The sequence below is a fragment of the Janthinobacterium sp. GW460-12-1-14-LB5 genome (assembly GCF_059423585.1).
In genome coordinates, this window is record NZ_JBWKYD010000010.1 from 69,550 (window position 1) to 95,616 (window position 26,067).

The 26,067-nt window shown below is 64.0% G+C and carries 20 protein-coding genes; 13 read left to right on the plus strand and 7 right to left on the minus strand.

Annotated features, from left to right (window positions below):
• The first annotated feature begins 27 nt into the window (after nucleotides 1-27).
• The 6 genes from pheS to AC07X6_RS12305 all read left to right on the plus strand — a co-directional run bounded on the left by pheS (nucleotide 28) and on the right by AC07X6_RS12305 (nucleotide 6,879).
• Nucleotides 28-1,044 carry a phenylalanine--tRNA ligase subunit alpha gene (gene pheS, locus AC07X6_RS12280; RefSeq protein WP_494791135.1) on the plus strand — a complete coding sequence of 339 codons (1,017 nt, stop codon included), beginning with the start codon at nucleotides 28-30 and terminating at the stop codon, nucleotides 1,042-1,044.
• Nucleotides 1,045-1,125: 81 nt separating this feature from the next.
• A complete protein-coding gene (gene pheT, locus AC07X6_RS12285; protein ID WP_494791136.1) occupies nucleotides 1,126-3,552 on the plus strand; it encodes a phenylalanine--tRNA ligase subunit beta in 2,427 nt (808 codons plus the stop codon).
• A gap of 172 nt (nucleotides 3,553-3,724) precedes the next feature.
• Nucleotides 3,725-4,072: an integration host factor subunit alpha gene (locus tag AC07X6_RS12290; protein ID WP_010399205.1), complete on the plus strand. Its 348-nt coding sequence runs from the start codon at nucleotides 3,725-3,727 to the stop codon at nucleotides 4,070-4,072.
• Between the two features lie 10 nt (nucleotides 4,073-4,082).
• Nucleotides 4,083-4,487 (plus strand): MerR family transcriptional regulator, encoded by a 405-nt coding sequence (locus tag AC07X6_RS12295; RefSeq protein WP_230539340.1) that lies wholly within the window; start codon nucleotides 4,083-4,085, stop codon nucleotides 4,485-4,487.
• Between the two features lie 199 nt (nucleotides 4,488-4,686).
• Nucleotides 4,687-5,319: a response regulator gene (locus AC07X6_RS12300; protein WP_034783185.1), complete on the plus strand. Its 633-nt coding sequence runs from the start codon at nucleotides 4,687-4,689 to the stop codon at nucleotides 5,317-5,319.
• 144 nt (nucleotides 5,320-5,463) lie between these two features.
• A complete protein-coding gene (locus tag AC07X6_RS12305) occupies nucleotides 5,464-6,879 on the plus strand; it encodes a sensor histidine kinase (RefSeq protein ID WP_230539341.1) in 1,416 nt (471 codons plus the stop codon).
• Between the two features lie 63 nt (nucleotides 6,880-6,942).
• Here the strand turns inward: AC07X6_RS12305 and AC07X6_RS12310 are convergent, their stop codons facing one another.
• Together AC07X6_RS12310 and AC07X6_RS12315 are read right to left on the minus strand one after the other, a co-directional pair.
• Complete coding sequence (locus tag AC07X6_RS12310) at nucleotides 6,943-7,752, minus strand: Crp/Fnr family transcriptional regulator (protein ID WP_230539342.1); 810 nt, start codon at nucleotides 7,750-7,752, stop codon at nucleotides 6,943-6,945.
• Between the two features lie 226 nt (nucleotides 7,753-7,978).
• On the minus strand, nucleotides 7,979-10,036 hold the full coding sequence (locus AC07X6_RS12315; protein ID WP_494791137.1) for a methyl-accepting chemotaxis protein: 2,058 nt from the start codon (nucleotides 10,034-10,036) through the stop codon (nucleotides 7,979-7,981).
• Nucleotides 10,037-10,223: 187 nt separating this feature from the next.
• Between AC07X6_RS12315 and AC07X6_RS12320 the strand changes: the two genes are divergently transcribed.
• Nucleotides 10,224-11,912: a peptide chain release factor 3 gene (locus AC07X6_RS12320; protein WP_494791138.1), complete on the plus strand. Its 1,689-nt coding sequence runs from the start codon at nucleotides 10,224-10,226 to the stop codon at nucleotides 11,910-11,912.
• 49 nt (nucleotides 11,913-11,961) lie between these two features.
• Here the strand turns inward: AC07X6_RS12320 and AC07X6_RS12325 are convergent, their stop codons facing one another.
• Nucleotides 11,962-13,854 carry a putative bifunctional diguanylate cyclase/phosphodiesterase gene (locus tag AC07X6_RS12325; protein WP_494791139.1) on the minus strand — a complete coding sequence of 631 codons (1,893 nt, stop codon included), beginning with the start codon at nucleotides 13,852-13,854 and terminating at the stop codon, nucleotides 11,962-11,964.
• Between the two features lie 454 nt (nucleotides 13,855-14,308).
• Between AC07X6_RS12325 and AC07X6_RS12330 the strand changes: the two genes are divergently transcribed.
• On the plus strand, nucleotides 14,309-14,434 hold the full coding sequence (locus AC07X6_RS12330) for a hypothetical protein (protein ID WP_474291839.1): 126 nt from the start codon (nucleotides 14,309-14,311) through the stop codon (nucleotides 14,432-14,434).
• Between the two features lie 10 nt (nucleotides 14,435-14,444).
• On the plus strand, nucleotides 14,445-14,852 hold the full coding sequence (rnk, locus tag AC07X6_RS12335; protein ID WP_162835757.1) for a nucleoside diphosphate kinase regulator: 408 nt from the start codon (nucleotides 14,445-14,447) through the stop codon (nucleotides 14,850-14,852).
• Nucleotides 14,853-14,915: 63 nt separating this feature from the next.
• On the opposite strand, the gene AC07X6_RS12340 is transcribed toward rnk, so the two are convergent.
• The 3 genes from AC07X6_RS12340 to AC07X6_RS12350 form a co-directional block, all read right to left on the minus strand.
• Nucleotides 14,916-15,944 (minus strand): transporter, encoded by a 1,029-nt coding sequence (locus AC07X6_RS12340; protein ID WP_494791140.1) that lies wholly within the window; start codon nucleotides 15,942-15,944, stop codon nucleotides 14,916-14,918.
• Nucleotides 15,945-16,060: 116 nt separating this feature from the next.
• Complete coding sequence (locus tag AC07X6_RS12345) at nucleotides 16,061-16,759, minus strand: YXWGXW repeat-containing protein (RefSeq protein ID WP_494791141.1); 699 nt, start codon at nucleotides 16,757-16,759, stop codon at nucleotides 16,061-16,063.
• Between the two features lie 189 nt (nucleotides 16,760-16,948).
• Nucleotides 16,949-17,197: a hypothetical protein gene (locus tag AC07X6_RS12350; protein WP_230539346.1), complete on the minus strand. Its 249-nt coding sequence runs from the start codon at nucleotides 17,195-17,197 to the stop codon at nucleotides 16,949-16,951.
• 310 nt (nucleotides 17,198-17,507) lie between these two features.
• Between AC07X6_RS12350 and AC07X6_RS12355 the strand changes: the two genes are divergently transcribed.
• The 4 genes from AC07X6_RS12355 (at nucleotide 17,508) to AC07X6_RS12370 (ending at nucleotide 23,510) form a co-directional block, all read left to right on the plus strand.
• Nucleotides 17,508-19,823 (plus strand): coiled-coil domain-containing protein, encoded by a 2,316-nt coding sequence (locus tag AC07X6_RS12355; protein ID WP_494791142.1) that lies wholly within the window; start codon nucleotides 17,508-17,510, stop codon nucleotides 19,821-19,823.
• Between the two features lie 19 nt (nucleotides 19,824-19,842).
• Nucleotides 19,843-22,149, plus strand: a complete 2,307-nt coding sequence (locus AC07X6_RS12360) for an SUMF1/EgtB/PvdO family nonheme iron enzyme (RefSeq protein ID WP_494791143.1) — start codon at nucleotides 19,843-19,845, stop codon at nucleotides 22,147-22,149.
• 78 nt (nucleotides 22,150-22,227) lie between these two features.
• Nucleotides 22,228-22,626: an OsmC family protein gene (locus AC07X6_RS12365; RefSeq protein ID WP_230539349.1), complete on the plus strand. Its 399-nt coding sequence runs from the start codon at nucleotides 22,228-22,230 to the stop codon at nucleotides 22,624-22,626.
• Complete coding sequence (locus AC07X6_RS12370) at nucleotides 22,623-23,510, plus strand: pirin family protein (RefSeq protein ID WP_494791144.1); 888 nt, start codon at nucleotides 22,623-22,625, stop codon at nucleotides 23,508-23,510. Before AC07X6_RS12365 ends, AC07X6_RS12370 begins: the two co-directional genes overlap by 4 nt.
• Before the next feature lie 6 nt (nucleotides 23,511-23,516).
• On the opposite strand, the gene AC07X6_RS12375 is transcribed toward AC07X6_RS12370, so the two are convergent.
• Entirely contained in the window at nucleotides 23,517-25,997 is a 2,481-nt protein-coding gene (locus AC07X6_RS12375; RefSeq protein ID WP_494791145.1) for a TonB-dependent siderophore receptor, read from the minus strand.
• Between the last annotated feature and the right edge of the window lie 70 nt (nucleotides 25,998-26,067).

Genomic DNA, 26,067 nt, shown 5'->3' on the forward strand with positions numbered 1-26,067 from the left:
ATTGATTTCCAAAACAGGAAAAGCCGCATGAACTCCCTAGAAGAACTCGTCGTCTCGGCCCAGGCTGACTTTATCGCCGCCGCAGACGCTGCCGCACTTGAAAACGCCAAAGCCCGCTACCTGGGCAAGACTGGCCAGATTACTGAAATGATGAAGGGCCTGGGCAAGCTGGACCCGGACGCGCGCAAGGCGCAGGGCGCCCTGATCAACGCCGTCAAAGTGCAGATCGAGGACGCGCTGACGGCGCGCCGCGATGCGCTGGCCGATGCCCAAATGCAAGGCCGCCTGAACGCCGAAGCGATCGACGTGACCCTGCCAGGCCGTGGCCGCATGCCCGGCGGCATCCATCCCGTCATGCGCACGTGGGAACGTGTCGAGGAAATCTTCCGCTCCATCGGCTTCGGCGTGGCCGACGGCCCCGAAATCGAGAACGACTGGACCAACTTCACGGCGCTGAACAGCCCGGAAAACCATCCGGCCCGTTCCATGCACGACACGTTCTACATCGATGGCAACGACACCGATGGCAATCCCTTGCTGCTGCGCACGCATACGAGCCCGATGCAGGTGCGCTATGCGCGCACGCACACGCCGCCGATCAAGGTCATCGCGCCGGGCCGCACCTACCGCGTCGACAGCGACGCCACCCATTCGCCGATGTTCCACCAGGTCGAAGGCCTGTGGATCGCCGAAGACATCAGCTTTGCCGATCTGAAGGGCGTCTACCTGAACTTCGTCAAGGCCTTCTTCGAGACGGATGACTTGCAAGTGCGCTTCCGCCCTTCGTACTTCCCGTTTACGGAACCGTCGGCCGAGATCGACATCGCCTTCGGTTCGGGCCCGCTGAAAGGCCGCTGGCTGGAAGTGTCGGGCGCCGGCCAGGTGCATCCGAGCGTGGTGAAGAACTTTGGCCTCGATCCCGAGAAATTCATCGGTTTTGCTTTCGGCTCCGGCCTGGAACGCTTGACGATGCTGCGCTATGGCATCAACGACCTGCGTCTGTTTTACGAGGGTGATTTGCGCTTCCTCAAGCAGTTTAACTAAGGCGTTTCATTATTCCATGTCACTCGATGCGCTGGAGCGTGCCCTTGCATGCTCGCGCATTGAACATTTGAAAGCTTGATTATGCAATTTTCCGAAAACTGGCTCCGTACCATGGTCGATCCGAAGATGACTTCGGACGAACTGGCCCATCTGCTGACCATGTCCGGTCTCGAAGTCGAGGACGTCGATCCCGTCGCCCCGCCGTTCTCGAACGTGGTGGTGGGCCTGGTCCTGGAGATGGAAAAACATCCGAACGCGGACCGCCTGAACGTGTGCCAGGTCGATGTCGGCACGGGCACCATGCTCAACATCGTGTGCGGCGCGCCGAACGTGCGCCCGGGCTTGAAGGTCGTCTGCGCGATGGCGGGCGCCGTATTGCCGCCTGGCGCCGATGGCAAGCCGTTTGAAATCAAGGTAGGCCAGCTGCGCGGCGTCGAGTCGCAAGGCATGCTGTGCTCCGCGCGCGAATTGAAATTGTCGGAAGAAAACGCCGGCTTGATGGAATTGCCGGACGACGCGCCGATCGGCCAGAATTTCCGCGATTACTTTGCGCTCAACGACTTGAAATTCACCATCAAGTTGACGCCGAACAAGGCGGACTGCCTGTCCGTGCTGGGCGTGGCGCGCGAAGTGTCGGCCCTGACCGGCGTACCGCTGAATGCGCCGCAGTTCCGCACCGTGCCGGTTTCCAGCGATGAAATCCTGCCCGTGAAAATCAGCGCGCCGGACCTGTGCGGCCGTTTCACGGGCCGCGTCATCCGCGGCTTGAACGCCAAGGCTGCCACGCCGGACTGGATGAAGCAGCGCCTCGAGCGCAGCGGCCAGCGTCCGCTGTCGGCCCTGGTCGATATTTCCAACTATGTCATGCTGGAACTGGGCCGTCCCAGCCACGTGTTTGACCTGGCAAAGATCCATGGCAGCCTCGACGTGCGTTGGGGCAAGGCGGGCGAATCCGTCAAGCTGTTGAATGGCAACACCATCGCCGTCGACGAGTGGCTCGGCGTCATTGCCGATGAGCAGGAAATCGAATCGCTGGCCGGCATCATGGGCGGCGACGCCAGCTCGGTGTCGGACGATACGGACAGCATCTACCTGGAAGCGGCATTCTGGTGGCCGAACGCGATTCAAGGCCGCGCCCGCCGTTTGAATTTCTCGACCGATGCGGCGCACCGCTTCGAGCGCGGCGTCGATTTCGCCACCACCGTCGAGCACATCGAGCGCATCACGGCCCTGATCGTGGAAATCTGCGGCACGCCAGCCACCACCGTCGGCCCCGTCGACGACCACGTGGTGAACTTGCCGCAACGCCAGCCCGTGTCGATGCGCACGGCGCGCGCGCAAAAAGTCATCGGCGTGCCGCTCACCGATGAGCTGATCGCCGATATCTTCACGCGCCTGGCCCTGCCATTCACCCTGGCCGACGGCGTGTTTTCCGTGACCTCGCCCAGCTACCGTTTCGACATCGAGATCGAGGAAGACTTGATCGAGGAAGTGGCGCGCGTGTACGGCTTTGAAAACATCCCGACCTTGCCGCCCGTGGCCGCGAACGTGATGCAGATTGCACCGGAAAATACCCGCTCCTTGTTTGCGGTACGTCATGTGCTGGCCGACCTGGGTTTCCAGGAAGTGGTTAACATGAGCTTTGTCGATGCGGCTTGGGAGCGCGATTTCTCGGGCAACACGAATCCGATCAAATTGCAGAACCCGATCGCCAGCCAGATGAGCGTGATGCGTTCCTCGCTGATCGGCAGCCTGATCGCCAACGTGCGCTACAACCTGAACCGCAAGACGAACCGCGTGCGCATCTTCGAAGTGGGCGCCATCTACCAGCGCGACGACAGCGTGGAAAACGGCCCCCTGTCGGTGGCTGGCTACGCCCAGCCGAAGCGCGTGGCGGCCATGGCGTATGGCGCGGTGGCGGACGAGCAATGGGGCCAGCCGTCCCGCACGGTCGATTTCTTCGACGTGAAGGCGGACCTGGAAGCGCTGTTCGCGCCGCTGGTCTTGCGTTTCAGCAAGGCGGAACACCCGGCCCTGCATCCGGGCCGCTCGGCGAATGTGGAACTCGACGGCAAGGTCATCGGTTTCATCGGCGAATTGCACCCGCGCTGGATGCAAAAGTACGACTTGCCGCTGGCGCCCGTGCTGTTCGAAGTCGACGCCGCCGCCCTGACGCAGCGCGTCGTGCCCGCGTACCAGGAAATCTCGAAATTCCCTGGCGCCAGCCGCGACCTGGCCGTGGTCGTCAAGCAATCGGTGGCAGTGCAGGATCTGCTCGACAGCTTCCATGCCGCCGCCAAGGCAAGCCCGGCAGCGCGTATCGTGCAAGCCATTGTTTTATTTGATGAATATCGTGGAAAAGGGCTGGAAACGGATGAAAAAAGCCTTGCTTTCCGGATTAGCTTGCAAGATACTCAAAACACCCTGCAAGACGATGTCGTCGATGGCCTGATGGCTGTCCTGATCGATGCTGCCAAGCAGGGACACGACGCGAAACTGCGTTCGTAATTACCGGACTGGCCGTCGCTTTTTGCGTGACGGCCTTTCCGTCGTCAACCGTAGACGAGCTTGCCATGTGGCGGGCTCGGGCGCACAGAAAAGGCAGGGCAGGAAAATTAATAACAGCGACGTTGATTCCGCCGTACTGCAGTCCGCACTGGCCGCAGATTTACATCGGGCCATGCTGGTTGCCAAAGTGCGCCAGGAAGCGGAAAAAGATTTACCCACCTTGACCAAGGCGGAGCTGGCCGAACTGTTGTTCGAGCAAGTGGGCCTGAACAAGCGCGAAGCGAAGGATATGGTCGAGACCTTTTTCGACGAGATCCGCAATGCGCTCGAGCGGGGCGAAGCCGTCAAATTGTCCGGTTTCGGCAATTTCCAGTTGCGCGACAAGCCGCAGCGGCCGGGCCGCAATCCGAAGACGGGTGAAGAGATTCCCATCACGGCGCGCCGTGTCGTGACCTTTCATGCCAGCCAGAAGCTGAAAAGCATGGTCGAAGAGACCAGTCCGCTGGCACGTGCTGCCTGAGTGAGTGGCGATGAACGAGCGCATCAGTAAAACCGAGTTGATCGCATTGCCGCCCATTCCGGCGAAGCGCTATTTCACGATCGGCGAGGTGAGCGAGTTGTGCGGCGTCAAACCGCACGTATTGCGCTACTGGGAGCAGGAGTTTTCCCAGCTCAAGCCGGTCAAACGACGTGGCAACCGCCGCTATTATCAGCACCATGAAGTGCTGCTGATACGCCGCATCCGCGAATTGCTGTATGAACAGGGCTTTACCATCAGCGGCGCGCGTAACAAACTCGACAGCCGTGGCGCATCGCATGTCATCGCCGATGAGCTGCCAGTGCTGCCGGCCGTGCCCGTCGTGCCGCAGGAAGCGCCGCTGGACCGCGTGTGGATACGCAATGAATTAATTGCGATTTTAAACTTGCTAAAATAAGATTTGTACCAATATAGGTCGGGTTGTCCGATACCGCTTGACTATACTGCATGGTACAAGCCCTGGCGCTGCCGGTATCGTACGGCACGCCATGTTTTGAATATAATGTTAATGTTGCGTTTTTGTTAGTGACGCTAGGCCGGAGCAGCGTTCAGGTTCCGGTAGTCTTTCCCAGGCCAGGAAAATTTAAGGGGAAACAATGATACGCGTTGCCATTTGTGATGATCACCAAATAGTACGAGCTGGATTCAAACAGATTTTTTCGTCGTCAAGCGATTTCAGTGTGGTGGCGGAAGCCGGTACGGGGCGCGAAGCGCTCGATATCGCCCGCCGCGAAATTTGCGATGTCTTGCTGCTCGATATCGCCATGCCCGATCAGAGCGGCATCGATACCTTGCGCACGATCCGCCAGGGCCAGCCGGAATTGCCCGTGCTGATCCTCAGCGGCTATCCTGCGCAGCAATACGCGCTGAACCTGTTCAAGATGGGCGCGAATGGCTATCTGAACAAGGAATGCGAAGCGGACGAGCTGATGACGGCCGTGCGCACCGTGTTCCAGGGACGCCGCTACGTCAGCTCCACCGTGGGCGAATTGCTGGCGCAGTCGTTCGACCGCGATACGAATGCCGCACTGCACACGGAATTGTCGGACCGCGAATTCCAGGTCTTCCTGCGCCTGGCGCGCGGCGCCACCGTGTCCGATATCGGCGTGGCCTTGTCGCTGAGCATCAAGACGGTGAGTACTTACCGTACGCGCATCATGGAAAAAATGGGCTTGCAATCCAACAGCGACTTGACCTATTACGCAATGAAAAACAATTTGCTTGACTAGCGTTGCGGTGCGATCATGGAAACATGATCGCTCAGCCAGCTGGCCAGCACGACTTGTGCAGTGCAGCAGTCTGTGGCGAGGACTATAATTGGCCGGCGCCGGCGTCTTCTCCCGCGCCGAACCTTGCTAAGGATGCACATCAGGATGTATTTCACCGCTGAACCGGCCCCGAATCACCGCCTGCCCCTGTACAAGACGATCCTGTGCGTCACTTGTGCCCTGCTGCTTGTACTCAATGGTTTCAGTCTCTTCCATAACTTGCAGTCGCTGAAGGGCACGAACGCCTTGCTCAGCCAGAGCGCCCGCGTGGCCGACCGCCTGCAGTACTTGAACGTGCTCGTGCTCGACGCGGAAAGCAGCTTGCGCGGCTATTTCATTTCCGGCTCCGAAACCTATCTGGGACCGTCGAAGACGGCATCCACGGAAATCGAAAACGAATTCAACGAGCTGCAAACCTTGCTTGCAGGCAGTCCCACCCAGCTGAAGAACCTGGGCCAATTAAAGAGCTTGATCCGTCGCAAGATGTCGATGCTGCAACAGTCTATCGATGTCTACAAGCAGGGCGGGCTGGCTGAAATCGTCAACATCTCCCGTGTCACCGATGACCGCGCCACCATGGACGAGATCCGCCTGCAGGTGGTGATCATGACGCGCGAGCAGAACGAGGCACTGTCGACCGGCAGCGCCGCCTTTTACCATGAGTACCAGAAAGCCGTGCTGCTCGGCATCGGCATCAATGCCCTGGCCATCCTCGTGCTGATCATGTTTTACCAGCTGGTGCGGCGCAGCTTCCAGAACCGCGCGGCCGTCGAGTATGCATTGCAAAATGCCAATGACACCCTGGAATCGACGGTCAGCAAGCGTACCGAGCAGTTATCCGTACTGTCGCGCCATTTGATCAGCGTCAATGAAGTGGAAAAGGCGCGCCTGGCACGCGAACTGCACGATGAGCTGGGCGCCAACTTGACCTCGATCAGCATGGACCTGGGTGCCGTCACGCAGCAACTGGCACATACGCAGCCGGAACTGGCCGCGCAATTGCGCCGCGCCAAGGCCACTTTGCTGGAAACGGTGGAACTGAAGCGCCGCATCGTCGAAGACCTGCGCCCGAGCCTGCTGGACAATTTGGGTTTGTGCGCCGCCATCGAAAGCTATTGCGAGGATTTTGCGCGCATGAGCTCGGTTCGCTGCGAAACGGACGTGGCCATCAATATCGACAACCGCGAAGCGACCTTGACGATTGCCCTGTTCCGTATCGTGCAGGAATCGCTGACGAATATCCTCAAATACGCGCGGGCCGGCATGGTCAGCGTGACCTTGAAGCGCAACGAGCACGGCCTCGTGCTGCGCGTCATCGACGACGGCATCGGCATCACGGACGATGCGCTGCAAAAACCCATGTCGCACGGTTTGCTGGGCATGCGCGAGCGGGCCTTGCTGCTGGGCGGCACGCTCACGGTGCGCCAGGGGCCGGAAGGCAAGGGGACGTGCGTGGAAGCCGTGATTCCGCTGCCGCTGACGCCGGAGCCGGAAGACATCGATGCGGATGCCGAGGCGTAGTTTTCCTTGAGACAAAAAAAGGCCGGGCATGCAGCCCGGCCATTTTTTATTTATCTTGCCTGATCAGCAGCGTGAAACGTCGCGCAGCAAACGGTCGTATTCCGTCTTGGCAACTTTATAGCACTCGCCCGCATAGCATTCCAGGCCGGCGCGGTCCAGCACCGTGATATTGCCGCGGCGGTAATGAATCAAGCCTTCTTCCTGCAGCTTGCCGGCGGCGGCCGTGATGCTTTCGCGGCGCACGCCCAGCATGATGGAGATCAGCTCTTGCGTGACTTTCAATTCATTCGATGGCGAACGGTCCAGGCGGTCCAGCAGCCAGCGGCACAGCTTTTGCTCGATCGAGCTGTGGCGGCCGCCGACGGCGTTCTGCGCCATTTGCGCAAACAGGGCGTTGGTGTAGCGCATCAGCAGCTGGGGCAGGGCGCCGCCCTGGTTGAAGGCGTCGCGCAAGCTCTGCGTTTTGAGGCGGTAGCCGTAGCCGGCGCTTTGCACGACAGCCGTGCACATGGCGCGCTCGCCAGCCAGCAGCGAGGCACCGGCCACGCCTTCATGGCCGACGACGGCGATTTCCGTCGTGGCGCCGTCTTCCATGACATACAGCAGGGAAATGATGGCGGTGGTGGGGAAGTAGCTGTATTCCAGGTTATTGCCGTAGGCATACAGTTCCTTGCCGAAAGGCAGTTCCACCAGTTCCAGGTCTTCGAACAGCGATTCGAGCGCGGCGCGCGGCAGGGCGGCCAGCAATTCATTCTGTTGGGCACTGCTGAGGCTGACCCGCGACGCAAGCTTGATTTCCCGTCCGGCCGCCGGCATGGCGCGCGGCAGCAACTGGCTTTTCTGGACCGGGGTGCTAAGTTGAGTATGGTTCATGGTATTTCCTCACAGGCTTTTTACATCGGAGTGCGATTGCCGCGTTGCAGGTCAAAGAAGCGGCTGTCTCCATTTGGTGACAGCGTTTTTTTCGACCGCGCGGTGCAGATCGCGATGTAGCTACTTTAAAAGCTTATGTAAGTGGCGAACATAAGATTAGCAGTCGCCACTTTGTAGTCTCATTTGAGGCGAAATTGTAGTCCTTGTCCTACGTGCACACTTTTGACTAGCTAGCCTTGCGCCGTTCTGCGCGATTTTGTGATATGACGCGCGGCTTGTTGGCGCTCCACAGGCCAGCTGGACGCACGCTGGGCAAGCCGCCGCGCACGGTCGCCGCGGGTGCCTGGCGCGTGGCTGGCGCCTCGTGTCCGCCCAGGCGGAAGCGGCTGACGGCCTGCGTCAGGGCCTCGCCTTCCTGGTGCAGGCGCTGCGAACCGGCGCGCGCCTCGTCGACCAGGCCCGCGTTCTGGCGCGTCATGTCGTCGATCTGCGCCAGCGCCTGGTTGATGCGGGCGATCTCGCCATTCTGCTCGGCACCGGCGCTGCTGATGCGTCCGATCACCACGGCAACTTGCTGCACGGCATCGACGACTTGCCGCATGGTGCTGCCGGCGGCATTGACCAGGTCGCCGCCCGCATCCACGGTGGCGACGGAATCGCCGATCAGGCGCTTGATTTCCAGCGCCGCCTCGTTCGAGCGCTGCGCCAGGCTGCGCACCTCGGCCGCCACGACGGCAAAGCCGCGCCCTTGTTCGCCCGCGCGCGCCGCTTCCACGGCCGCGTTCAGGGCCAGGATATTCGTCTGGAAGGCGATGCCGTTGATGACGCCGATGATGTCGACGATCTTGTGCGAGCTGGCCTTGATCGAGGCCATGGTCTCGACCACGGCGCCCACGGTGTGCCCGCCGCGCAGGGCCACGTCGGCCGCCGTCGCCACCAAGGTGCGTCCCTGTCCTACGTGGGCTTCGTTGCGGCCCACGGTGGCCGTCAGCTCGCGCATCGAGTCCACGGTGGCCCCCAGCGCGTCCGCTTGCGTGGCCGTGTGGCCGGACAGGGCCGCGTTGCCCTGGGCGATATCGGCGCCGGCGGCGGCGATGACGGCCGCGCCGCCGCGGATTTCCTGCACCAGGGTGGCCAGGCCGTGCGTCATGGCGCCGAAGTCGCGCACCAGGTCGCCGATTTCATCGTGCGCCTGCGAGGTGATGCGCTGCGACAGGTCGCCCGCCGCCGCCGCACCGACGGCCACGCGCAATTGCGTCACGTCGCGCACGAAGGCGGCATAAAAGCCCGCGCACAGGTAGGCGGCGGCCAGCAGCACCAGCAGCATGGCGGCCAGGATCAGGCCGCGGCGCGCCTCGTCGCGCGCGATGCGCTGCGCCAGCAGGCTGTCCAGGGCCGTCGCGGAGGCGCCGGACAGTGCGTGCAGGGCGTCGATCGCCTGCATGCCGGCCGCGTGGAATTGCGCGCCCGACGTCTGGTCGTAGGAATTCGTCACTTCATTCTTCGTGCGTTCCAGGAAGGCGAGAGCTGCCGGCACGGCTTTCAGGGCCGGCTGCAGACTGGCGCGCAATGCCGGCTTGGCGGCGAGGATTTCGTCGTAGCGGGCCGGCAGGCGTTCCAGTTCGTGGCGCGCGATCAGGGCGTTGGCGTTGACGAGCTGGTCTTCATTCGCTTCGAACAAGCCCGTGTCGATGTAGGCGGCGCCGCGCCCGCCGATGTCGGACAGGCTCTCGGCCAGGTCGGGCAGGGTGGCGGTAAATACGGCGCTCAGGTGGTTGGCGCCCGCGTCCGGGTCCAGGCTCAGGTGCGAACGGTCGGCCACCAGCTGGCCCAGCTTGGCCGCCTGGCGCAGCAGCGCCGTATGCGCTGCATAGCTGTCGCGCGCCGCGAGGCCCGCCTGGCGGCCCAGCAGGGCTTGCCACTGCTTCGTCAGTTCGGCCGCCTGCGGCAGGCCGGCGCCGGCCGGCAGGCGCGCCAGGGCCGCCAGCGCGGCCGTGACGCGCGCATTGACGGCCGTGTTGTCCATGCCCGCCTTGCCGCTCAGGCGCAGGTGCTCGAGGCCGCGCCGCTGCTGCAGCAGGCGCGTGCCTTCCTGCAGCTGGCGCACATAGGCCACGCCCCGTTGCGCATCCTGCGCCTGGGCCAGCGATTTGCCCAGTTCCGAGATCAGCAGGGTGGTCGCCAGCGCCAGCGGCAGCAGGAAGACCAGGCAGACAAGCATGAATTTGGGCAGCAGGCGCAAGCGCTGCATGAGTCGGACGGCGGGGGTGAGGAGCATTTTCATCGGGTTTCCAGGGTAGGGTGACAACATTTCTGCAGTGCAATGTTGCCTGCGGATTGTGACCCCTTGATGAACTGCGCGGCTGCTTGGCCAATTCGCGCAGCCGATTTTGCCGTTCGCCAGAGTGAAGCAGTTCACACGGAAGGCCGATCCTTCTGTAAAATCGAGGGTTTTTTGCGAGGGCCATATTATGGTCACCAATATGGCCAACGAGAACGACATCAACATCCCCGATTCCACCGACAGCGCGGACAATGCCGCGGCGCCAGCCAGCAGCAAGGCGCCGGCCGTGATCGCGCGCGAAGTGCAGCGCCGCCGCACCTTCGGCATCATTTCCCACCCGGATGCGGGTAAAACCACGCTGACGGAAAAACTGCTGCTGTTCTCGGGCGCGATCCAGATGGCCGGTACCGTCAAGGCGCGTAAATCGGGCCGCCACGCGACGTCGGACTGGATGGAGATCGAGAAGCAGCGCGGCATTTCCGTCGCTTCCTCGGTGATGCAGTTCGAATTCCGCGACCACGTCGTCAACCTGCTCGACACCCCGGGCCACCAGGACTTCTCGGAAGATACCTACCGCGTGCTGACGGCCGTCGACTCGGCGCTGATGGTGATCGATGCGGCCAAGGGCGTGGAAGCGCAGACGATCAAGCTGCTGGCCGTCTGCCGCATGCGCAATACGCCCATCGTCACGTTCATGAACAAGATGGACCGCGAGACGCGCGATCCGCTGGACCTGCTCGACGAACTCGAATCGGTGCTGAAGATCCAGTGCGCGCCCGTCACCTGGCCTATCGGCATGGGCAAGAACTTCCGCGGCGTGTACCACCTGCTGAACGACGAGATCATGCTGTTCAAGGCGGGCGAGGAAAAGGCCGACGGCGCCTTCGAAATCATCAAGGGCATCGACAACCCGCGCCTGCAGGAGATGTTCCCGCTGGAGATGGATCAATTGCGCATGGAAGTCGAATTGGTGCACGGCGCCTCGAACCCGTTCAACCTGGAAGAATTCCTCTCCGGCGTGCAGACGCCCGTGTTCTTCGGTTCGGCCATCAACAACTTCGGCGTGCGCGAGATTCTCTCCGCGCTGGTCGACTGGGCGCCGGCGCCGCGCCCGCGCGACGCGACCGTGCGTTCCGTCGATCCGACCGAGCAGCCATTCACCGGTTTCGTCTTCAAGATCCAGGCGAATATGGACCCGGCCCACCGCGACCGCATCGCCTTCCTGCGCGTGTGCTCGGGACGTTTCGAGCGCGGCATGAAGGTCAAGCACTTGCGCCTGGGGCGCGAGATCAAGGTGTCGAACGTGGTGACCTTCATGGCGTCCTCGCGCGAACAGGTGGAAGAAGCGTACGCTGGCGACATCATCGGCTTGCCGAACCATGGCAACATGCAGATCGGCGACAGTTTTTCCGAAGGCGAGATGCTGACGTTTACGGGCATTCCGTACTTCGCGCCCGACTTCTTCCGCTCAGTGCGCATCCGTAATCCCTTGAAAATCAAGCAGTTGCACAAGGGCTTGCAGCAGCTGGGCGAAGAGGGCGCGGTACAGGTCTTCAAGCCGGTGCAGGGCGGCGAACTGGTACTGGGCGCCGTCGGCGTGCTGCAGTTCGAAGTGGTGGCCAGCCGTTTGCTCAACGAATACGGCGTCGACGCCGTGTTCGAAGGCACCAGCATCAGCAGCGCGCGCTGGGTCAGCTGCGACGACAAGCGCATCCTGCAGGATTTCGAAAACGCGCTGGGCCACAACGTGGCCTACGATGCGGCCGGCAACATGGCCTATTTGGCCACGTCGGGCGTCAACCTGCGCCTGACGGAAGAGCGCTGGCCGAAGCTGACGTTCCACGCCACGCGCGAACATTCGGCCAAGCTGGCTTGATGAATATCAAGTAGGTGCCAGGGGCAGAACCAGCGGTTCTGCCCTTTTTTTACGCCGGCAAGATCGTGCGCGTGCTCCAGTCGCGCCGCTCCAGCAGCAATGCCGTCAGCTGCGCCGCCGTCATCGGGCGCGCAAAGAAAAAGCCCTGCACGTTGTCGCAGCCCGCCGTTCTCAAAAACTCCACCTGCTGCAGCGTTTCCACGCCTTCGGCCACCACTTTCAGGTGCAGGCTGTGCGCCATGGCGATGATGGCCGTGACGATGGCTTCGCCCTCGCCGGGCAGGTCGTGCACGAAGCTGCGGTCGATCTTCAATTGGTCGATCGGCAGGCGTTTTAAATACGACATCGACGAATAGCCGGTGCCGAAATCGTCGATCGACAGGTGGATGCCCGTTTCCTGCAGGCGCCGCATCAGTTCCACGTTGGCGTGGACGTTGTCCATCAGAACCCCTTCCGTGATTTCCAGCTCCAGCAAGCCATGCGGCAGCTGCGTTTCATGCAGGATGGCGCGGATATCGTCCATCAGTCCCGGGTCGCGCGCCTGGCAGGCTGACAGGTTGACGGCCACGTGTTCCAGCGAATCGAGCAGGCCCGCCTTGCACCAGCTGGCAGCCTGGCGGCAGGCGCTTTGCAGCACCCAGCGTCCCAGGTCGACGATGATGCCGCTTTCCTCGGCCACGGGGATGAATTCGGCGGGACTGAGCTGGCCCATCTCGCGGCAGTTCCAGCGTATCAGCGCTTCCACGCCGACGATGCGCCCGCTGCGCAGGTCGATCTGCGGCTGGTAGTGCAGATACAGTTCCTCGTTCTGCAGCGCGCGGCGCAGGTTCGCTTCCATGCGCAGGCGGCGCTGGGCGCGCAGCTCCATTTCAGCTTTGAAGACGGCGTAGCGGTTCTTGCCCTGGTGCTTGGCGTGGTACATGGCCGTATCGGCATTGCGCGTCAGGGTGGCCACGTCCTGCGCATCGAACGGATACAGGCTCACGCCGATGCTGGCGCTGACATACAGCTGGTGGCCTTCGAGGTCGAACGGCGCGGCCAGCACGGCGAGGATCTTGCGCGCCACGCTGGCCATTTCCGAAGCGTCGTCGGCCGGTTCGACGATGACGACGAATTCATCGCCGCCGATGCGGCAGATGATGTCGGTGCCGCGCAGGATGGCCACCAGGCGTTCGGAGACGAGCTTGAGCAGCTGGTCGCCGCAGTGGTGGCCCAGGGTGTCGTTGACGACCTTGAAGTTGTCCAGGTCCAGCAGCAGCAGGCCCACGCTGCTGTCCTGGCGGTCGGCGCGCGCCAGCGCATAGGCCAGGGCGTCGTTGAATTCATGGCGGTTCGGCAGCTGCGTGACGGGATCGACGTGGGCCAGGTAGTGCAAATGGTTTTCCGCATGCTGGGCGGCGGTGCGCGTGCGGCGCACCATCAGGAACGTCAGGCCGAACGCGCACAGGCAGACCAGCAGGGTGAAGGCGGCAAATTGCCCCAGGCTGGCGTACAGCGGCGCCAGGCTGGCGCGCAGGTATAGCGCGCCGCCGCCGGGCAAGGCCTTCAGGATGGCGGCGCTGCCGTCCAGGTAATCGGTGTGCATGCCGCTGCGCGGCGCCGCGGGCACGGCATCGCTGCTGCTGCGCGCATAGCGGACAATCGGCGTGCCATAGGCGTTGTAGAGCAGTGCTTGCCGCAGATGCGGGGCGGCGGGGAGGGAAGCGAGAAGTTGCTGCGCTGGAAGACGATTGTCCTGGCGCAAGGCCTGGGTGGCGGCGGGCGCCAGCATGTCGGCCTGGATGCGCAAATCGCGCTGGAAAGATGCCTGGAGGGAAAACAACTGGAAGAGGATCAGCAGCAGGCTGGCCATGGCCAGCATGGCCGCCGCAGCCAGCAAGTTCAGCCGGGCTATTCGGTCGCCGCGCAACTGCACGGAAGGCAGCATCAAGGGCGCCATCATGACGCTGTCTCCTGCCGGCCCCGCTTGCCGCCGCCCCGTGTGATCCCGCCTCGCCCTGCCATACTTTACGTTCCAGTCTGATGAAAACCGAAGTGAGCCGGAACTCTCAACGTGTTGCTAAGTGTTGCTAAGGCCGACATATTGTCATTTTGCCGCGTGAAAGTACAGGGCGCGCGGCAATTTAATGTCCATGCCACACGCCGGTGGCGGCAATGAAGGCGACAAGATCAGCGGAAAAGGCGGGGCGTGTCTTTCTAATAATAATGCAAGCTGAATTTTAATCCTTTTTTTGGCGGCAGGTTTTTTTCCCTAAAAACATGCTGCCGGTAAACAAAATGTCATGAAGAATAACTTGAGTACCCCCGGCCATCCCGGCGCGGATTAACTTTTTGTCCGTATGGGTCATTGCAAGTCATTGATTTTAATAAATTTTAATGAAGAATGCGAGAACGCTATGGCCTTGCTCCGCGAGTTCGTCCATAATCCGCTGATGATGGACGTTCTGATGCTGTTTATTTTGTCTGCCGCGGCCAAGCAAGCTGCCGCCAGCAAAACCGGACGTCGCCCTAATGATCAATAGTGAGGATATCTTGGAAAAAAAACCAAAAATTATTTTGTCGTCACAGGACCTGGAACGACTGGAAGCGTTGTTGTATGCCTTGGGCAATAACTTGTCGCCGGACAAGGCCGCCTTGCTCGATGAGCTGGGCCGTGCCGAAGTGCTCGAGCCGCAGGAGATTCCGCCCACCGTCGTGACGATGAATTCCACCGTGCGCTTCACGGTGGAAAACAAGGAGGAATTCTGCCTGACGCTCGTGTATCCGAAGGATGTGGAAGGCCAGGCCGACCGCATTTCCGTGCTGGCGCCCGTCGGCAGCGCGCTGCTGGGCCTGTCCGTCGGCGACAGCATCGCCTGGCCCATGCCGGGCGGCGTGGTAAAGGTGAAGATCGAGGAAATCGTCTACCAGCCCGAGCGGGCCGGCGAATACCACCGCTGAGCGCGGCAAGCAGTGATGGCGGACGGCGCCTGCCGTTCGCCTGCCAGGCCGTGTTTCCAATAATCAACTATTGCGTTGCACGCGCACCACCAGCCATCCCGCCACGACGGTAAATGTGACGATGATGGCGACGATGATCCAGAAGCCCTGCGGGTGCTGGGCCAGCGGAATTCCCCCCACATTCATGCCCAGCATGCCCGCGATGATATTGATCGGCAAGGCCAGCACGGTGACGATGGTCAGCACGAACAGGCTGCGGCTGTTTTCCTCGTTGACGCTGGCGGCGATCTCTTCCTGCAGCAGCTTGATGCGTTCCTGCAGCGAGGACATATCGCTGAGCACCACCGAAAATTCCTCCGTCGACTGGCGCAATTCCAGGCTGTCCAGCTCCGACACCCATGCGGGCGGGCGCTGCAGCAGGCGGAACAGGGCTGCCGGCTCCGGCGCCAGCAGGCGCTGCAGCCGCACCAGCACGCGCCGCATGCCGCCCAGGTCTGCGCGTTTCGGTACCAGGCGTCCTGCCAGCAAGTGGTCCTCGATATCGTCGACCCGCGCCACGGCATCGCGCACGATGTTGACCAGCACGTCGGCCTGGTCGCGCAGCAGGTGGATCAGCAGTTCCACCGACGAGCGGATCGGCTCGTGGTTCTTGATGACGGCCTGGCGCAGGCGCTCGATCGACTGCAGCGGGGCGCGGCGCGCCGTGATGACGAGGTTTTGCGCCACGCTGGCCCACATGGTGGAAATGTCGGACGCCTCGAACGAGAAATTGTGCACCACATCGTTGACTACGGCGATCAGAGTGTTTTCCGCCTGTTCGATGCGCGTCGAGCGCGAGCCCTGGTGCAGGGTTTCATAGAATTCACCGGCCAGCTGCGTATGCGCCATCAGCCATTTTTCGCTGGCCGCATGCGACAAATTAAAGTGCAGCCAGACGAATTCCTGCGCCGGCCGCGCCGCGCCGTCGGCCAGCCAGGCCAGTGCGGCCGTCGAGTCGAGCGCCAGCGGCGGCCCGTCGCGGCCAAACAGGAAGCCCCAGACCAGGCCCGAGGTGTCCGAGCCGTAGGTAAAACCGGCAGTTTCCATCGCCATCGTGAATCTTTCTCGCGCAGTGTGATTGTTCGTCGCGCGATTTTAATGGACGGATATGTCGGGAGAATGACAAGGCCACCGCGATGGGTGGCCTTGGCGGGGACTACAGTCGCGTATTAATTGCGGCGCGGATTATCGGGCCGGCGGTCGTCGCGGTTCGGTATGCCGTCGCCGTCACGGTCGTGGCGGTTGCCATTGTCGCGGTCATAGCGGTTGGGGATGCCGTCGCGGTCGCGGTCGCCGTTCGGGCCGCGTGGCGACCAGCGGCCTTGCTCCATCTGCCAGCGGCCGTCGCGCTGGTTCCAGGCGGGCGGCGCATACACGTAGCCGGGGCGTTCGGCGATCCACACGCCTGGCGTCCAGGCGTAGCGCTGGCTGCGCCATTCCCAGTGGCCGGGTGCCCAGATGTAGCCGTGGCGGGCGCGCGGGATGGCTTCGCGGCGCGGCGGCGGCGGGGCGATGCGGATCTCGTCATAGCGCACGGGCTGCACCTGTGCGGCGACCCAGCCGCCACGGTCCAGGCGCCAGCGGTTGTTCTCTTGTATCCAGGCGGCGCGGCGGTACTGGTTGCCGCCCCGTTCGCGCAGCCATTCGCCATTGTTCCAGACATGGCGCTGGCCATCCCAGTTCCAGTAGCCGGGCGCCCAGACATAGCCGGCGCGCGGCGCGGGCACGCTTTCAAACCGTGGCGGAGGCGGGGCGTTGCCGACGACAATGCTGACGCCGAGCTGATTCTGTGCCATGGCCTGCGCGGGCAGGAAGGCCGCGGTGCTGATGGCAAGCATGGCTGCTGCGTAGAGTGCGATGGGTTTCATGATGTGCTCCATTTCGGTGATTGCGTGAAATGGACTATAGGCGCTTGCTGGAGTGCTGATCGCCTTTGATTCAACTTATTACAATTGACACAATGCTGTGTGTCCGTGTATCCGTGGCGGATACAAATGGCGGCCTGGCGCGGCGGTCTTCAAACTGGCGCCAGGCGGCGTGGGGTCGTCATGCGTGGCTCACAGGGTGCTGGCGGTGGCGTTGCCCAGCAAGGCTTGCCGTTCTTCGATCAGCGAGATTTTCTTTTCCTGTTCCGTCAGGCGCTTGGCGCTCACCACCACGACGGGGATGGCGCTCGCCTGTGCTACATCGGCCGTTTTGGCAACCGATGGCTGCATGAAGCTGACGTAGCTGGCGCCGCAGGCGATGGCGACGGCGACGGTGAAGATGGCTTCCATGTTTTTCAGGGCGTTTTTTTGCGTGTTCATGATGGTTCCTTTCGGGTGGCGGGTGGGTATGCATGCACTGTAGCCAAGGGCGCGCCTGCCCGCCATGCGCATGCGACCAGCCGTGGTTTTGGCGGGATGGCCTGCAAAAAAACGGCGCTGAAATGCCGGCGAGGGCGGCCCGTGATCCGACGGCTGGAATTGAGGGCTAAATAGCCCTGTATCCGGGCAAATGAATGCAATTGCCACATGGCATTATTTGACACTGCGCGATGTGGCGTGCGCCGCCGGCGCTCCTGCTAGAATCGCTACGGTAGCCAGCGCGCGCAATCATTCTCATCAGGAGTCACATATGTTCCAATTGTTTGGTTTTGGCGGCGCCCGCTGCCCGCGCTGCGAGCACAAGAACGGCGCTGCCGCCGGCTATTGCGCGCAATGCGGCTTGTCGCTGGGCGCCCCCGACAGCGACGCGGTGCTGCATGCCAATCAATGGCATCTTGCTGATGGGCAACTGGCCCTGTTCTTCGGCGTGCGCGAGCTGTCCTCGCTGTTCGGCAGCGCCGCGCGCCGCCTGCAGGTGCCCGCCGAGTCGCGCGCCTGGATCGTGCAATCGGACGCTTTCACCTTGATACCGGCCGGCGACTACGACAGCGCCGCCTTCTTCGCCCGCCTGCCCGCGCTGCTGCCGGCGCGCCCGGCCGAAGTGCTGATCGCCCGCGCCGGTGCCGTCAGCCTGGAATTCGATCTGCCCGGGCTGGCCAGCACGGAACTGCTCAACGTCGCCGCGTCTTTGCGTATCGATATCGCGCTGGGCCAGCCCGATGCGTTCGCGCGCCAGTTCATGCGCGCACCGGGCGCCGTCACGCGCGCCCACCTGCACGCCTTGCTGCTGCCGTCCGTGCGCCAGATTGCGCTGGAATTCATCGGCAGCCGCGCGCTGCGCGAGATGGACGCGAATGCCGACCTGCGCCCGGAATTGAACGAACGCCTGCAATCGGCCCTGACGCAGCGCCTGGCGCCTTCCGGCCTGGCCGTGGCGCGTGTGGAAACGCTGAGTTTGCGCCACGACAAACGCGACGGCAACGGCGATGCCGCTATCGGCACCTTGTGGCTGGGCGGCTTGCCGGCGCAGGCGCTGGAACAGCACAGCCTGGAGCGCATGAAGCAGCTCGACCAGCTGTATGACGAGGAAGAATGGCAGCGCATCCGCCGCGAAGAACTGGCGGCGCGCCATGCGCACCGGCGCGCCGAACTGACGCAGGATGCGACGCTGGAAAAGGCCGAGCTGGGCCACCAGGAAGCGGAGCGCCTGCAAGCACTGCGCGGACGCCAGATCGACCTGTATGGCCGCATCCTGGAAGCGAAATCGCGGCGCCAGGCGCTCGACCACGGCGCCGCGCTGGCGCTGGGCGAGCTGGAACGGGAGCTGGCGCAGAAGGGCGCGCAGCGCGCCGATGAAGCGGCCAACTGGGAGCACGTGCGGGCGCTGGCCGCCATCAAGATGCGCAGCGAGCTGGAATTGTCGCAGCTGCATGGGCGCGAACAGATCCAGCTGGCGCAGCAGCGCTTTACGCACCAGGTGCACTTGCAGTCGATCGCGCAGCAGGTGGAAAGCGCGCTGCTGATCGACGACGAGACGGGCCGCCGCACCCAGCTGGCGCGCCTGCGCCAGGCGGAGGCGGATGCTGCCCAGCGCGAGGCGCAGCTGGAGGCGGAGCAGCACCAGGCGGCCTGGCAGGGCCTGATGCTGGCGAATGCGGCGCGCAAGCGCGAGGCCGAGCGGGTGCAGGAGTGGGAAGATCAGATGCAGCTGGCGCGCCAGCGCGAATTGCTGCGCGCCGAGGCGCACAAGGACGAGGCGGCCCAGGTGCAGGCGGCGGAAATCGCGGAAAAGGTCGCGGCGCTGCGGCGCGGCGGCGCGCGCGAAGAGGCCATCGCGCAGCAGGAAAAGCTGCTGCGCACCATCGAGGCGGACGGCGTGCACGCGCGCCAGCTGCAGCAGCAAACGCAACTGGCGCAGCTCGACGCGCTGGCCATCGAGGAGCAGCGCCAGCAGCTGCGCCAGCTGGAACAGGAAGCGCAATGGCAGCGCGACTTGCTGGCCATGGCGCAGCAGCGCGAAAGCGATTACGCGCGCTGGAAGGGAGAGTATGAAGCCCTGCTGGCGCAGCAGGCGCATGCGGCCGAACTGGCGCGCATCGACATCGACCGCATCGAGAAAATCGGCTCGCTGAGCGACACGGGCAAGGTGGCCATGGCCGCCGGGCAGAATGCGGCCGCGCTGGCGCAAGTGCTGAAAGTGCAGCTGCAGGCGGGCATGAGCGCCGAGCAGATCCACGCGCTGGCGGCGCTGGCGGCGGCCGAGAACAGCGTCGCGCCGCTGGACGCCATGCGCATGGCGCAGGACAGCGTGGCGCAGGAGCGCAGCTACCTGGAAGGCCAGGCGGAGCGCGAACGGCGCCAGCAGCTCGACCTGATCAACCTGCAGAACGCGGCGCACGCGCACGGGCTGTCGGCGCAGGCGCAGCTGGGCGTGGCCGTGGCGCAGGCGCTGCAGCCGGTGGCTGCCGCTGCCGCGCCGGCGCGCTGCAAGAATGGCCATGCGCAGCGCGCGGGCCACCCGGAAGATAAATTCTGCGCCGCCTGCGGTGTCGCCCTGCAGCCTTGATGGAAGCGTTTCACCCCAGATGATGCAAAAAGCACGAGACAAACTGCGGGAACTGCGCGCCCTCCACGACGACGGGCTGCTCAGCGAGCAGGAATTTGAACGCCGCAAGAACGCCATTCTCGACGCCGAGTACGCGCCGCCCGGCGCGGCTCCCGCGGCCGCGCCGTTGCCCGTACGCCAGGGCACGGAGCTGGGCTTCATGACGGGCCAGGAAATCGGCCCGCAAAACCGCCGCTACCGGCTCGAACGGCTGATCGGCACGGGCGGCATGGGGCAGGTGTGGCAAGCGACCGACCTGGCCACGCACGCGGAGCTGGGCAGCAGCGAAATGGTGGCGCTGAAGATCCTGCCGCCGCAGCTGACGCAGAGCGCCACGCATGCCAAGCTGCTGATCGAGGAAGCGACGCAGGCGCGCAAACTCGCGCATGAAAACATCGTGCGCGTCTACGAGTGGGCGCAGGACCCGGCCACGGCCAGCTATTTCATCATCATGGAATGCCTTGATGGCGAAGACCTCGAGCATTACCTGGGGCGCCAGGGCGCGCTGCCCCTGTCCACCGTGCAGCAATTGCTGCAGCCGGTGGCGGACGCGCTGTCGTATGCGTGGGAAAAGCACAAGCTGGTGCACCGCGATATCAAGCCTGGCAATGTCTTCCTGACGGCGAAGGGCGACGTCAAATTGCTCGACTATGGCATCGCATCGCGCGTGCGCAATGCGGACAGCAGTCTGGCGCTGGAGATGCCGAATGCGGGCACGCACGGCTACCGGGCGCCCGAGGCCGGCGCCAACCAGCGCCAGCCCAGCCCGCGCCTGGACGTGTATGCGGTGGCCGTGATGATTTACCAGATGCTCGAAGGGCGCATGCCGTTCGACGACACGCGCAGCGCCAGCCATCTGCCGTCGGCACCGCAAGCGCTGAACGCGCAACAGTGGCAAGTGCTGCAGAACGGCTTTTCGCTGACGCCGGAATTGCGCCCGCAATCCGTGCAAGCCTTGCTGGAAAACCTGGACCGCGCGGCCGGGCCGTCGCCGGAAGAACTGGCGGAGCAGGCGCGCCAGCAGCAGGCGCGCGCGGCGCAGCAGCAAAAGGAGGCGGCGCTGGCCGCCGAGCAGGCCCGCGAGGAAGAGATCAAGCGGGCCCGGATACGCCAGGAAGAACTGGACCAGCGCCGCAAGGCGGAAATCCAGGCCGCCGCGCTGGAAAAGCAGCGGCAGGATAAACTGCGCCGCGAGCAGGAAGCGCAGCGCCATTTCGAGGCGGAAGAGGCGCGCAAGCTGCGCAAGGAGGCACTGCGCGGCCAGCTGCGCGCGCGCCGCGAAGCCGATGCGGCGATGGCGCTGCAGGAGCACCAGGAATTGCAGCGCAAGGCCATCGTCGCCAAGGCGGAAGCTGCCTACCGCGCGGAGCAGGAACGGGCGCGCCGCGAGGAGGCCAGCCGCGCCGCCGCCGTCCCCGCGCCGGCATCGGCGCCAGTGCCAGAGCAGGAGCACGCGGAACCGGTGGCCAATGCGGAAGGCATCCTGCGCGACGATTTCCTCGATGGTTCGGGACAGGGGCCGGAACTGGTGCTCATTCCCAGCGGCCGTTTCCAGATGGGCGCGCACGAGACGGAACACAAGGCCGCCATCCAGGCCGGCTCGCAGCAGGCCTGGCTGGAGCGCGAAATGCCGCAGCACTGGGTCGGCATCGAACGCCCGTTCGCGCTGGCCCGGCATCCCGTCAGCGTGGGCGAATGGCGCGCCTTCGTCAAGGCGACCGGCTGGGCGGGCGGTTCCGAGACGGACTGGGACAATCCCGGCTTCGTGCAGAACGACCAGCATCCGGTGGTGGGCGTGAGCTGGAATGACGCGCAGCTGTACCTGGCGTGGATGAGCGAGCGCACCGGGCGGCAGTACCGCCTGCCCAGCGAAGCGGAATGGGAGTACGCCTGCCGCGCCGGCACGCGCACGGCCTTCAACGTGGGCGACACCATCAGCACCGAGCAAGCCAACTATGATGGCCTGTATGTGTACAACGGCGGCCCGCGCGGCGTGTACCGGGGCGGCACCACGCCGCTGGGCACCTTCGCGCCGAATTCCTGGGGCCTGTTCGACATGCATGGCAATGTGTGGGAATGGGTACAGGACGTGGTGCACGACAATTACGCAGGCGCGCCCGTCGACGGCAGCGCATGGGAAGAGGGCAGCGACAGCAGCCGGCGCATCCTGCGCGGCGGCTCCTGGCTGTACCACCCGCGCTACCTGCGCTCGGCCCTGCGCAACGGTTTTTCCACCGTGCTGTCGAACGATATCGTCGGCTTCAGGGTGGCGCGCACGCTCGATTAGGCAAGTTGGCAGGGAGCGGGCTGCGCCAAGCGGCCAAACGGTGTAAATTGTGGCTTTCCAAACGCACCAAGGAACGCCATGACCATCAAAGCCATCCGCGACCAGTCGCAAGCCATGCGCCACATCGTGCACGTGCGCGATCACATCATTTCTGCCGACGCCTCGGTGGAGGAGGGCGGCGGCGATGCCGGCCCGTCGCCGCACGACCTGTACGACGCGGCCCTGTCGGCCTGCAAGGCGCTCACCGTCGTCTGGTACGCCAGACACAAGGGCATCCCGCTGGAACACGTGGAAGTGTCGACCGAGCGCGATGCCAGCGAAGAGCGCAAGGGCGTGTACCGCCTGGCCGCTACCTTGCACCTGACGGGCGAGCTGACGGATGCGCAGCGCCAGGAATTGCTGGCCGTGGCCGGCAAATGCCCGATCCACAAGCTGATGACGGCCGTCACCACGGAAATCACGACGGTGCTGGCATGAGCGCGGCCATCCTGAAAAGCCACGAAAAGGACCTGGGCGGCGGCTTCGTCGTGCGGCGCCTGCTGCCTTCCGCCGTCAAACAGGCCGTCGGCCCCTTCATCTTCTTCGACCATTTCGGCCCCATCGACGTGGCGCCCGACGCCGACCACGACGTGCGCCCCCATCCGCATATCGGCCTGGCCACCGTCACCTATCTGTTCGAGGGCGCGATCGACCACCGCGACAGCATCGGCTCGTACCAGCGCATCGAACCGGGCGCCATCAACTGGATGACGGCCGGGCGCGGCATCGTGCATTCCGAGCGCACGCCGCACGACCTGGCCGGCCAGCCGCACCGCACGCACGGCTTGCAGCTGTGGGCCGCGCTGCCGAAGGCGCACGAAGAGGATGAACCGAGTTTCACGCACACGCCGCAGGCCGACATTCCCGTCGTGGCGCTCGATGGCGCCGTCGTCAAGGTGTTGATCGGCACGGCGTTTGGCCAGACCTCGCCCGTGCGCACCTACATGCAGACCTTGTACCTGGACGTGGCGCTGCAGGCGGGGCGCACGTTGCGGCTGGAGGGCTTGCCGGCGGAAGCGGCGATTTACCCGGTTAGCGGGGAGGTGCTGGTCGATGGCGTGGCGCTCGTGCCGCATACCATGGCCTTGCTGGAGGAGGGTAAGGTGCCTGTCGTGACGGCAGGCGGCGGCCCGGTGCAGTTCGTCGTGATCGGCGGCGAGCCGCTGGACGGCCACCGCTTCCTGTTCTGGAACTTCGTCTCGTCGAGCAAGGAGCGCCTGTCGCAGGCGGCTGACGACTGGAGCGCCCAGCGCATGGGACAAGTGCCGGGCGAGACGGAATTCATCCCGCTGCCGAAGGCGCCATTGCGTCCTCCGGCATAAGCTGGCTTAGAAACGCGCGCGCAAGGTCAGTTGCGCCTTGCGCGGCTCGCCGTAGAAATTGCCCCATGCGGGCGCGCTTACCGTCTGGTAGTAGCGCTTGTCGAGCAAGTTCGTCACGGACAGCGACGCCGTCCAGTTGCGGTCGATCTGGTACGCGGCACGTGCGCTCCACAAAGCATACGCGCCCTGCGCCACGGTCACGTCGCGCGTGGTGCGCGAGCTCTCCGTCTGGAAGTTCACGCCGCCGCCCACGCTCCACTTCTGCAAGGCGCCCGGCAGGCGGTAGTCGCTCCACGCGCGCAGCATGTGGCGCGGCGAGTAAGTGCTGGCGAACATCACGCCCACAATCGAGGTCTGCTCCAGATATTTAAAATTGTTCAGGGTGTAGCCGGCGAACAGCTGCCAGCCCGGCGCCACTTCGCCGCTGATTTCCGCGTCGACGCCTTCGCTGCGCACCTTGCCCGCCGAGAAATAGCACTCCGTGCCGCTGGAGCAGGTATTGACCAGATCGGTCTCGGCGCGGTTGCGCTGCTCGATGCGGAACAGCGCCAGCGAGGTATTGACCTTGCCGTCGAACAGTTCACCCTTGACACCCACTTCCAGGTTGCGGCCTTTCAGCGGATCGAGCAGGGCGCCTTCGGCCGTGCGCTGGTTTTGCGGCTGGAAGATGTCGGAGACGCTGGCGTAGCCGGACCAGCGCTTGTCGAATGCGTAAATGACGCCGCCATACGGCGTGACGACGCCGTTTTCGCGGTACGGGTCGATGTACACCTCGCCCGTGTCGCGGTACACGCTGCTCCATTTGTAGTTCGACACGCGCGCGCCCGCCACCACGGTGAGCGGGTCGCTGAGGCTGAAACGGGCCACGCCATACGCGCCCGTCTGCGTCATGGTCGTCAGGCTGTGAGCGCCGCCATACTTTTCCTTGCGTATCCATGCATCGCTCGGTTCTGCCACGCCGTGATTCGGTTGCAGCGCGCCATTGGGCAGCTTCATCATGGCCAGGCTGTAATCGCTGTCGCTTTCCAGCCGGTTCGTGCTGACGCCGGCGCTGAAGCCGTGGCGTCGGCCGAAGGCGTTGAATTTGCCATCGAGCGACAGGTCGATGCCCTTGTTGGTGCTGCCGTAGTCGAACACGCCGGTGTACATCATCATGCCGGCCAGGGTGGCGGGATTGAGCGCGCCCAGGCTGAACATGTATTTCACGTCATGCTGTTCGCGCGTGTAGTTGGCACTGGCCTTGAGCGACCAGTCGGCATCGAAGCGGTGTTCGAATTCGGCAAAGGCGGCCGTCTGGCGGCTGTCCCAGCGGTTCCAGTCGGCGCCGAGGTAGGTCGAGCGGGGCAGTTTCGGGTCGCTGCCATCGAGGTAGCGGGGCATGCCGGAGAAGAATGGCGTCGACTTCAGCTTTTCGTAGCTGGCGCCCGTCGTCAGTTTGCTGCCCGGCGCCAGGTCGAATTCCAGCACGCCATACAGCACGTCCGTGCGGCTGTCGGCCACATCATAGAAATAATCGCGCTGCTCGCTCGCGGCCACGGCCCGGCCGCGGATGCTGCCCGACTCGTTCAGGGGGCCGGTGACGTCGACTTCGCCGCGCACGTCGTTCCAGCGGCCCGCGCTGAGTGCCAGCTGCACCTGCTTTTCCGCCAGCGGGCGCTTGCGCACCATGTTGATGGCCGCGCCCGGCGAGCCCGTGCCTTGCAGCAGGCCCGTGGCGCCGCGCACGATTTCCACGCGATCGAGCATGGCCGTATTACTGGTAAAGCTGTTCGCCTGCGGGTAAAACATGGCGCGGTTGACGCCGTCGAACTGGTACGTTTCGACCATGAAGCCGCGCGAATACACATAGCGTCCGCCCATCGGGCTGTCGTACATGGTGATGCCGGTGGTATTGGCCAGCACGGCGTCGATGGTGTTGAGGTTCTGGTCATCCATCTTCTGGCGCGTGACGACGCTGACCGATTGGGGAATCTCGCGCAGCGTTTGCACGCCCTTGCCGACGGTGACGGCGCGCGCCGCGTACGAGTTGCTGTGTTCACTGACGGGGTCGCGCTCCATGCTGGCGTTCACGACCACGGGGGCCATGGTCTTTTCCGTGCCCGCCGCCGGGGCGGACGCTGGCGCCGCCTGGCGCAGCACCCAGGCGCCGTTCGGCAATTGCACCGCTTCCAGGCCGCTGCCGGCCAGTACCTGGGCAAAGCCCTGGGCCACGTTGAAGCTGCCGCGCACGCCGGACGAGCGCAAGCCGCGCGTCTGCGCGGGATCGGTCGACAGGCTGACGCCGGCGGCGACGGCAAAATCGTTGAGGGCGGTGGCCAGCGGGCCGGCTGGCACGGCGTAGGCTTGCGGCGCCGTGGCGGCGGCGGCCTGGCCTTGCGCCAGGGCGGGCGCGGCGATGGAGGCGGCGGGGGCGGCGCAAGCCATGGCGATGACGGCCAGGCGGATGGCGCGCGCGGCGGGATGGAGGACGGGGGTGGTCAGCTGCATGCTCGGTCTTTCTGCTCAGAGGGATAAGAAAATGGCCAATGAATCGGCTTCTTACTTGTGAAGCCGAAGC

Coding starts and splice junctions, on each gene's coding strand:
- pheS (WP_494791135.1), top strand. CDS start 28: ATGAACTCCCTAGAAGAACTCGTCGTCTCGGCCCAGGCTGACTTTATC.
- pheT (WP_494791136.1), top strand. CDS start 1,126: ATGCAATTTTCCGAAAACTGGCTCCGTACCATGGTCGATCCGAAGATG.
- AC07X6_RS12290 (WP_010399205.1), top strand. CDS start 3,725: ATGCTGGTTGCCAAAGTGCGCCAGGAAGCGGAAAAAGATTTACCCACC.
- AC07X6_RS12295 (WP_230539340.1), top strand. CDS start 4,083: ATGAACGAGCGCATCAGTAAAACCGAGTTGATCGCATTGCCGCCCATT.
- AC07X6_RS12300 (WP_034783185.1), top strand. CDS start 4,687: ATGATACGCGTTGCCATTTGTGATGATCACCAAATAGTACGAGCTGGA.
- AC07X6_RS12305 (WP_230539341.1), top strand. CDS start 5,464: ATGTATTTCACCGCTGAACCGGCCCCGAATCACCGCCTGCCCCTGTAC.
- AC07X6_RS12310 (WP_230539342.1), bottom strand. CDS start 7,752: ATGAACCATACTCAACTTAGCACCCCGGTCCAGAAAAGCCAGTTGCTG.
- AC07X6_RS12315 (WP_494791137.1), bottom strand. CDS start 10,036: ATGAAAATGCTCCTCACCCCCGCCGTCCGACTCATGCAGCGCTTGCGC.
- AC07X6_RS12320 (WP_494791138.1), top strand. CDS start 10,224: ATGGTCACCAATATGGCCAACGAGAACGACATCAACATCCCCGATTCC.
- AC07X6_RS12325 (WP_494791139.1), bottom strand. CDS start 13,854: ATGATGGCGCCCTTGATGCTGCCTTCCGTGCAGTTGCGCGGCGACCGA.
- AC07X6_RS12330 (WP_474291839.1), top strand. CDS start 14,309: ATGGCCTTGCTCCGCGAGTTCGTCCATAATCCGCTGATGATGGACGTT.
- AC07X6_RS12340 (WP_494791140.1), bottom strand. CDS start 15,944: ATGGCGATGGAAACTGCCGGTTTTACCTACGGCTCGGACACCTCGGGC.
- AC07X6_RS12345 (WP_494791141.1), bottom strand. CDS start 16,759: ATGAAACCCATCGCACTCTACGCAGCAGCCATGCTTGCCATCAGCACC.
- AC07X6_RS12350 (WP_230539346.1), bottom strand. CDS start 17,197: ATGAACACGCAAAAAAACGCCCTGAAAAACATGGAAGCCATCTTCACC.
- AC07X6_RS12355 (WP_494791142.1), top strand. CDS start 17,508: ATGTTCCAATTGTTTGGTTTTGGCGGCGCCCGCTGCCCGCGCTGCGAG.
- AC07X6_RS12360 (WP_494791143.1), top strand. CDS start 19,843: ATGATGCAAAAAGCACGAGACAAACTGCGGGAACTGCGCGCCCTCCAC.
- AC07X6_RS12365 (WP_230539349.1), top strand. CDS start 22,228: ATGACCATCAAAGCCATCCGCGACCAGTCGCAAGCCATGCGCCACATC.
- AC07X6_RS12370 (WP_494791144.1), top strand. CDS start 22,623: ATGAGCGCGGCCATCCTGAAAAGCCACGAAAAGGACCTGGGCGGCGGC.
- AC07X6_RS12375 (WP_494791145.1), bottom strand. CDS start 25,997: ATGCAGCTGACCACCCCCGTCCTCCATCCCGCCGCGCGCGCCATCCGC.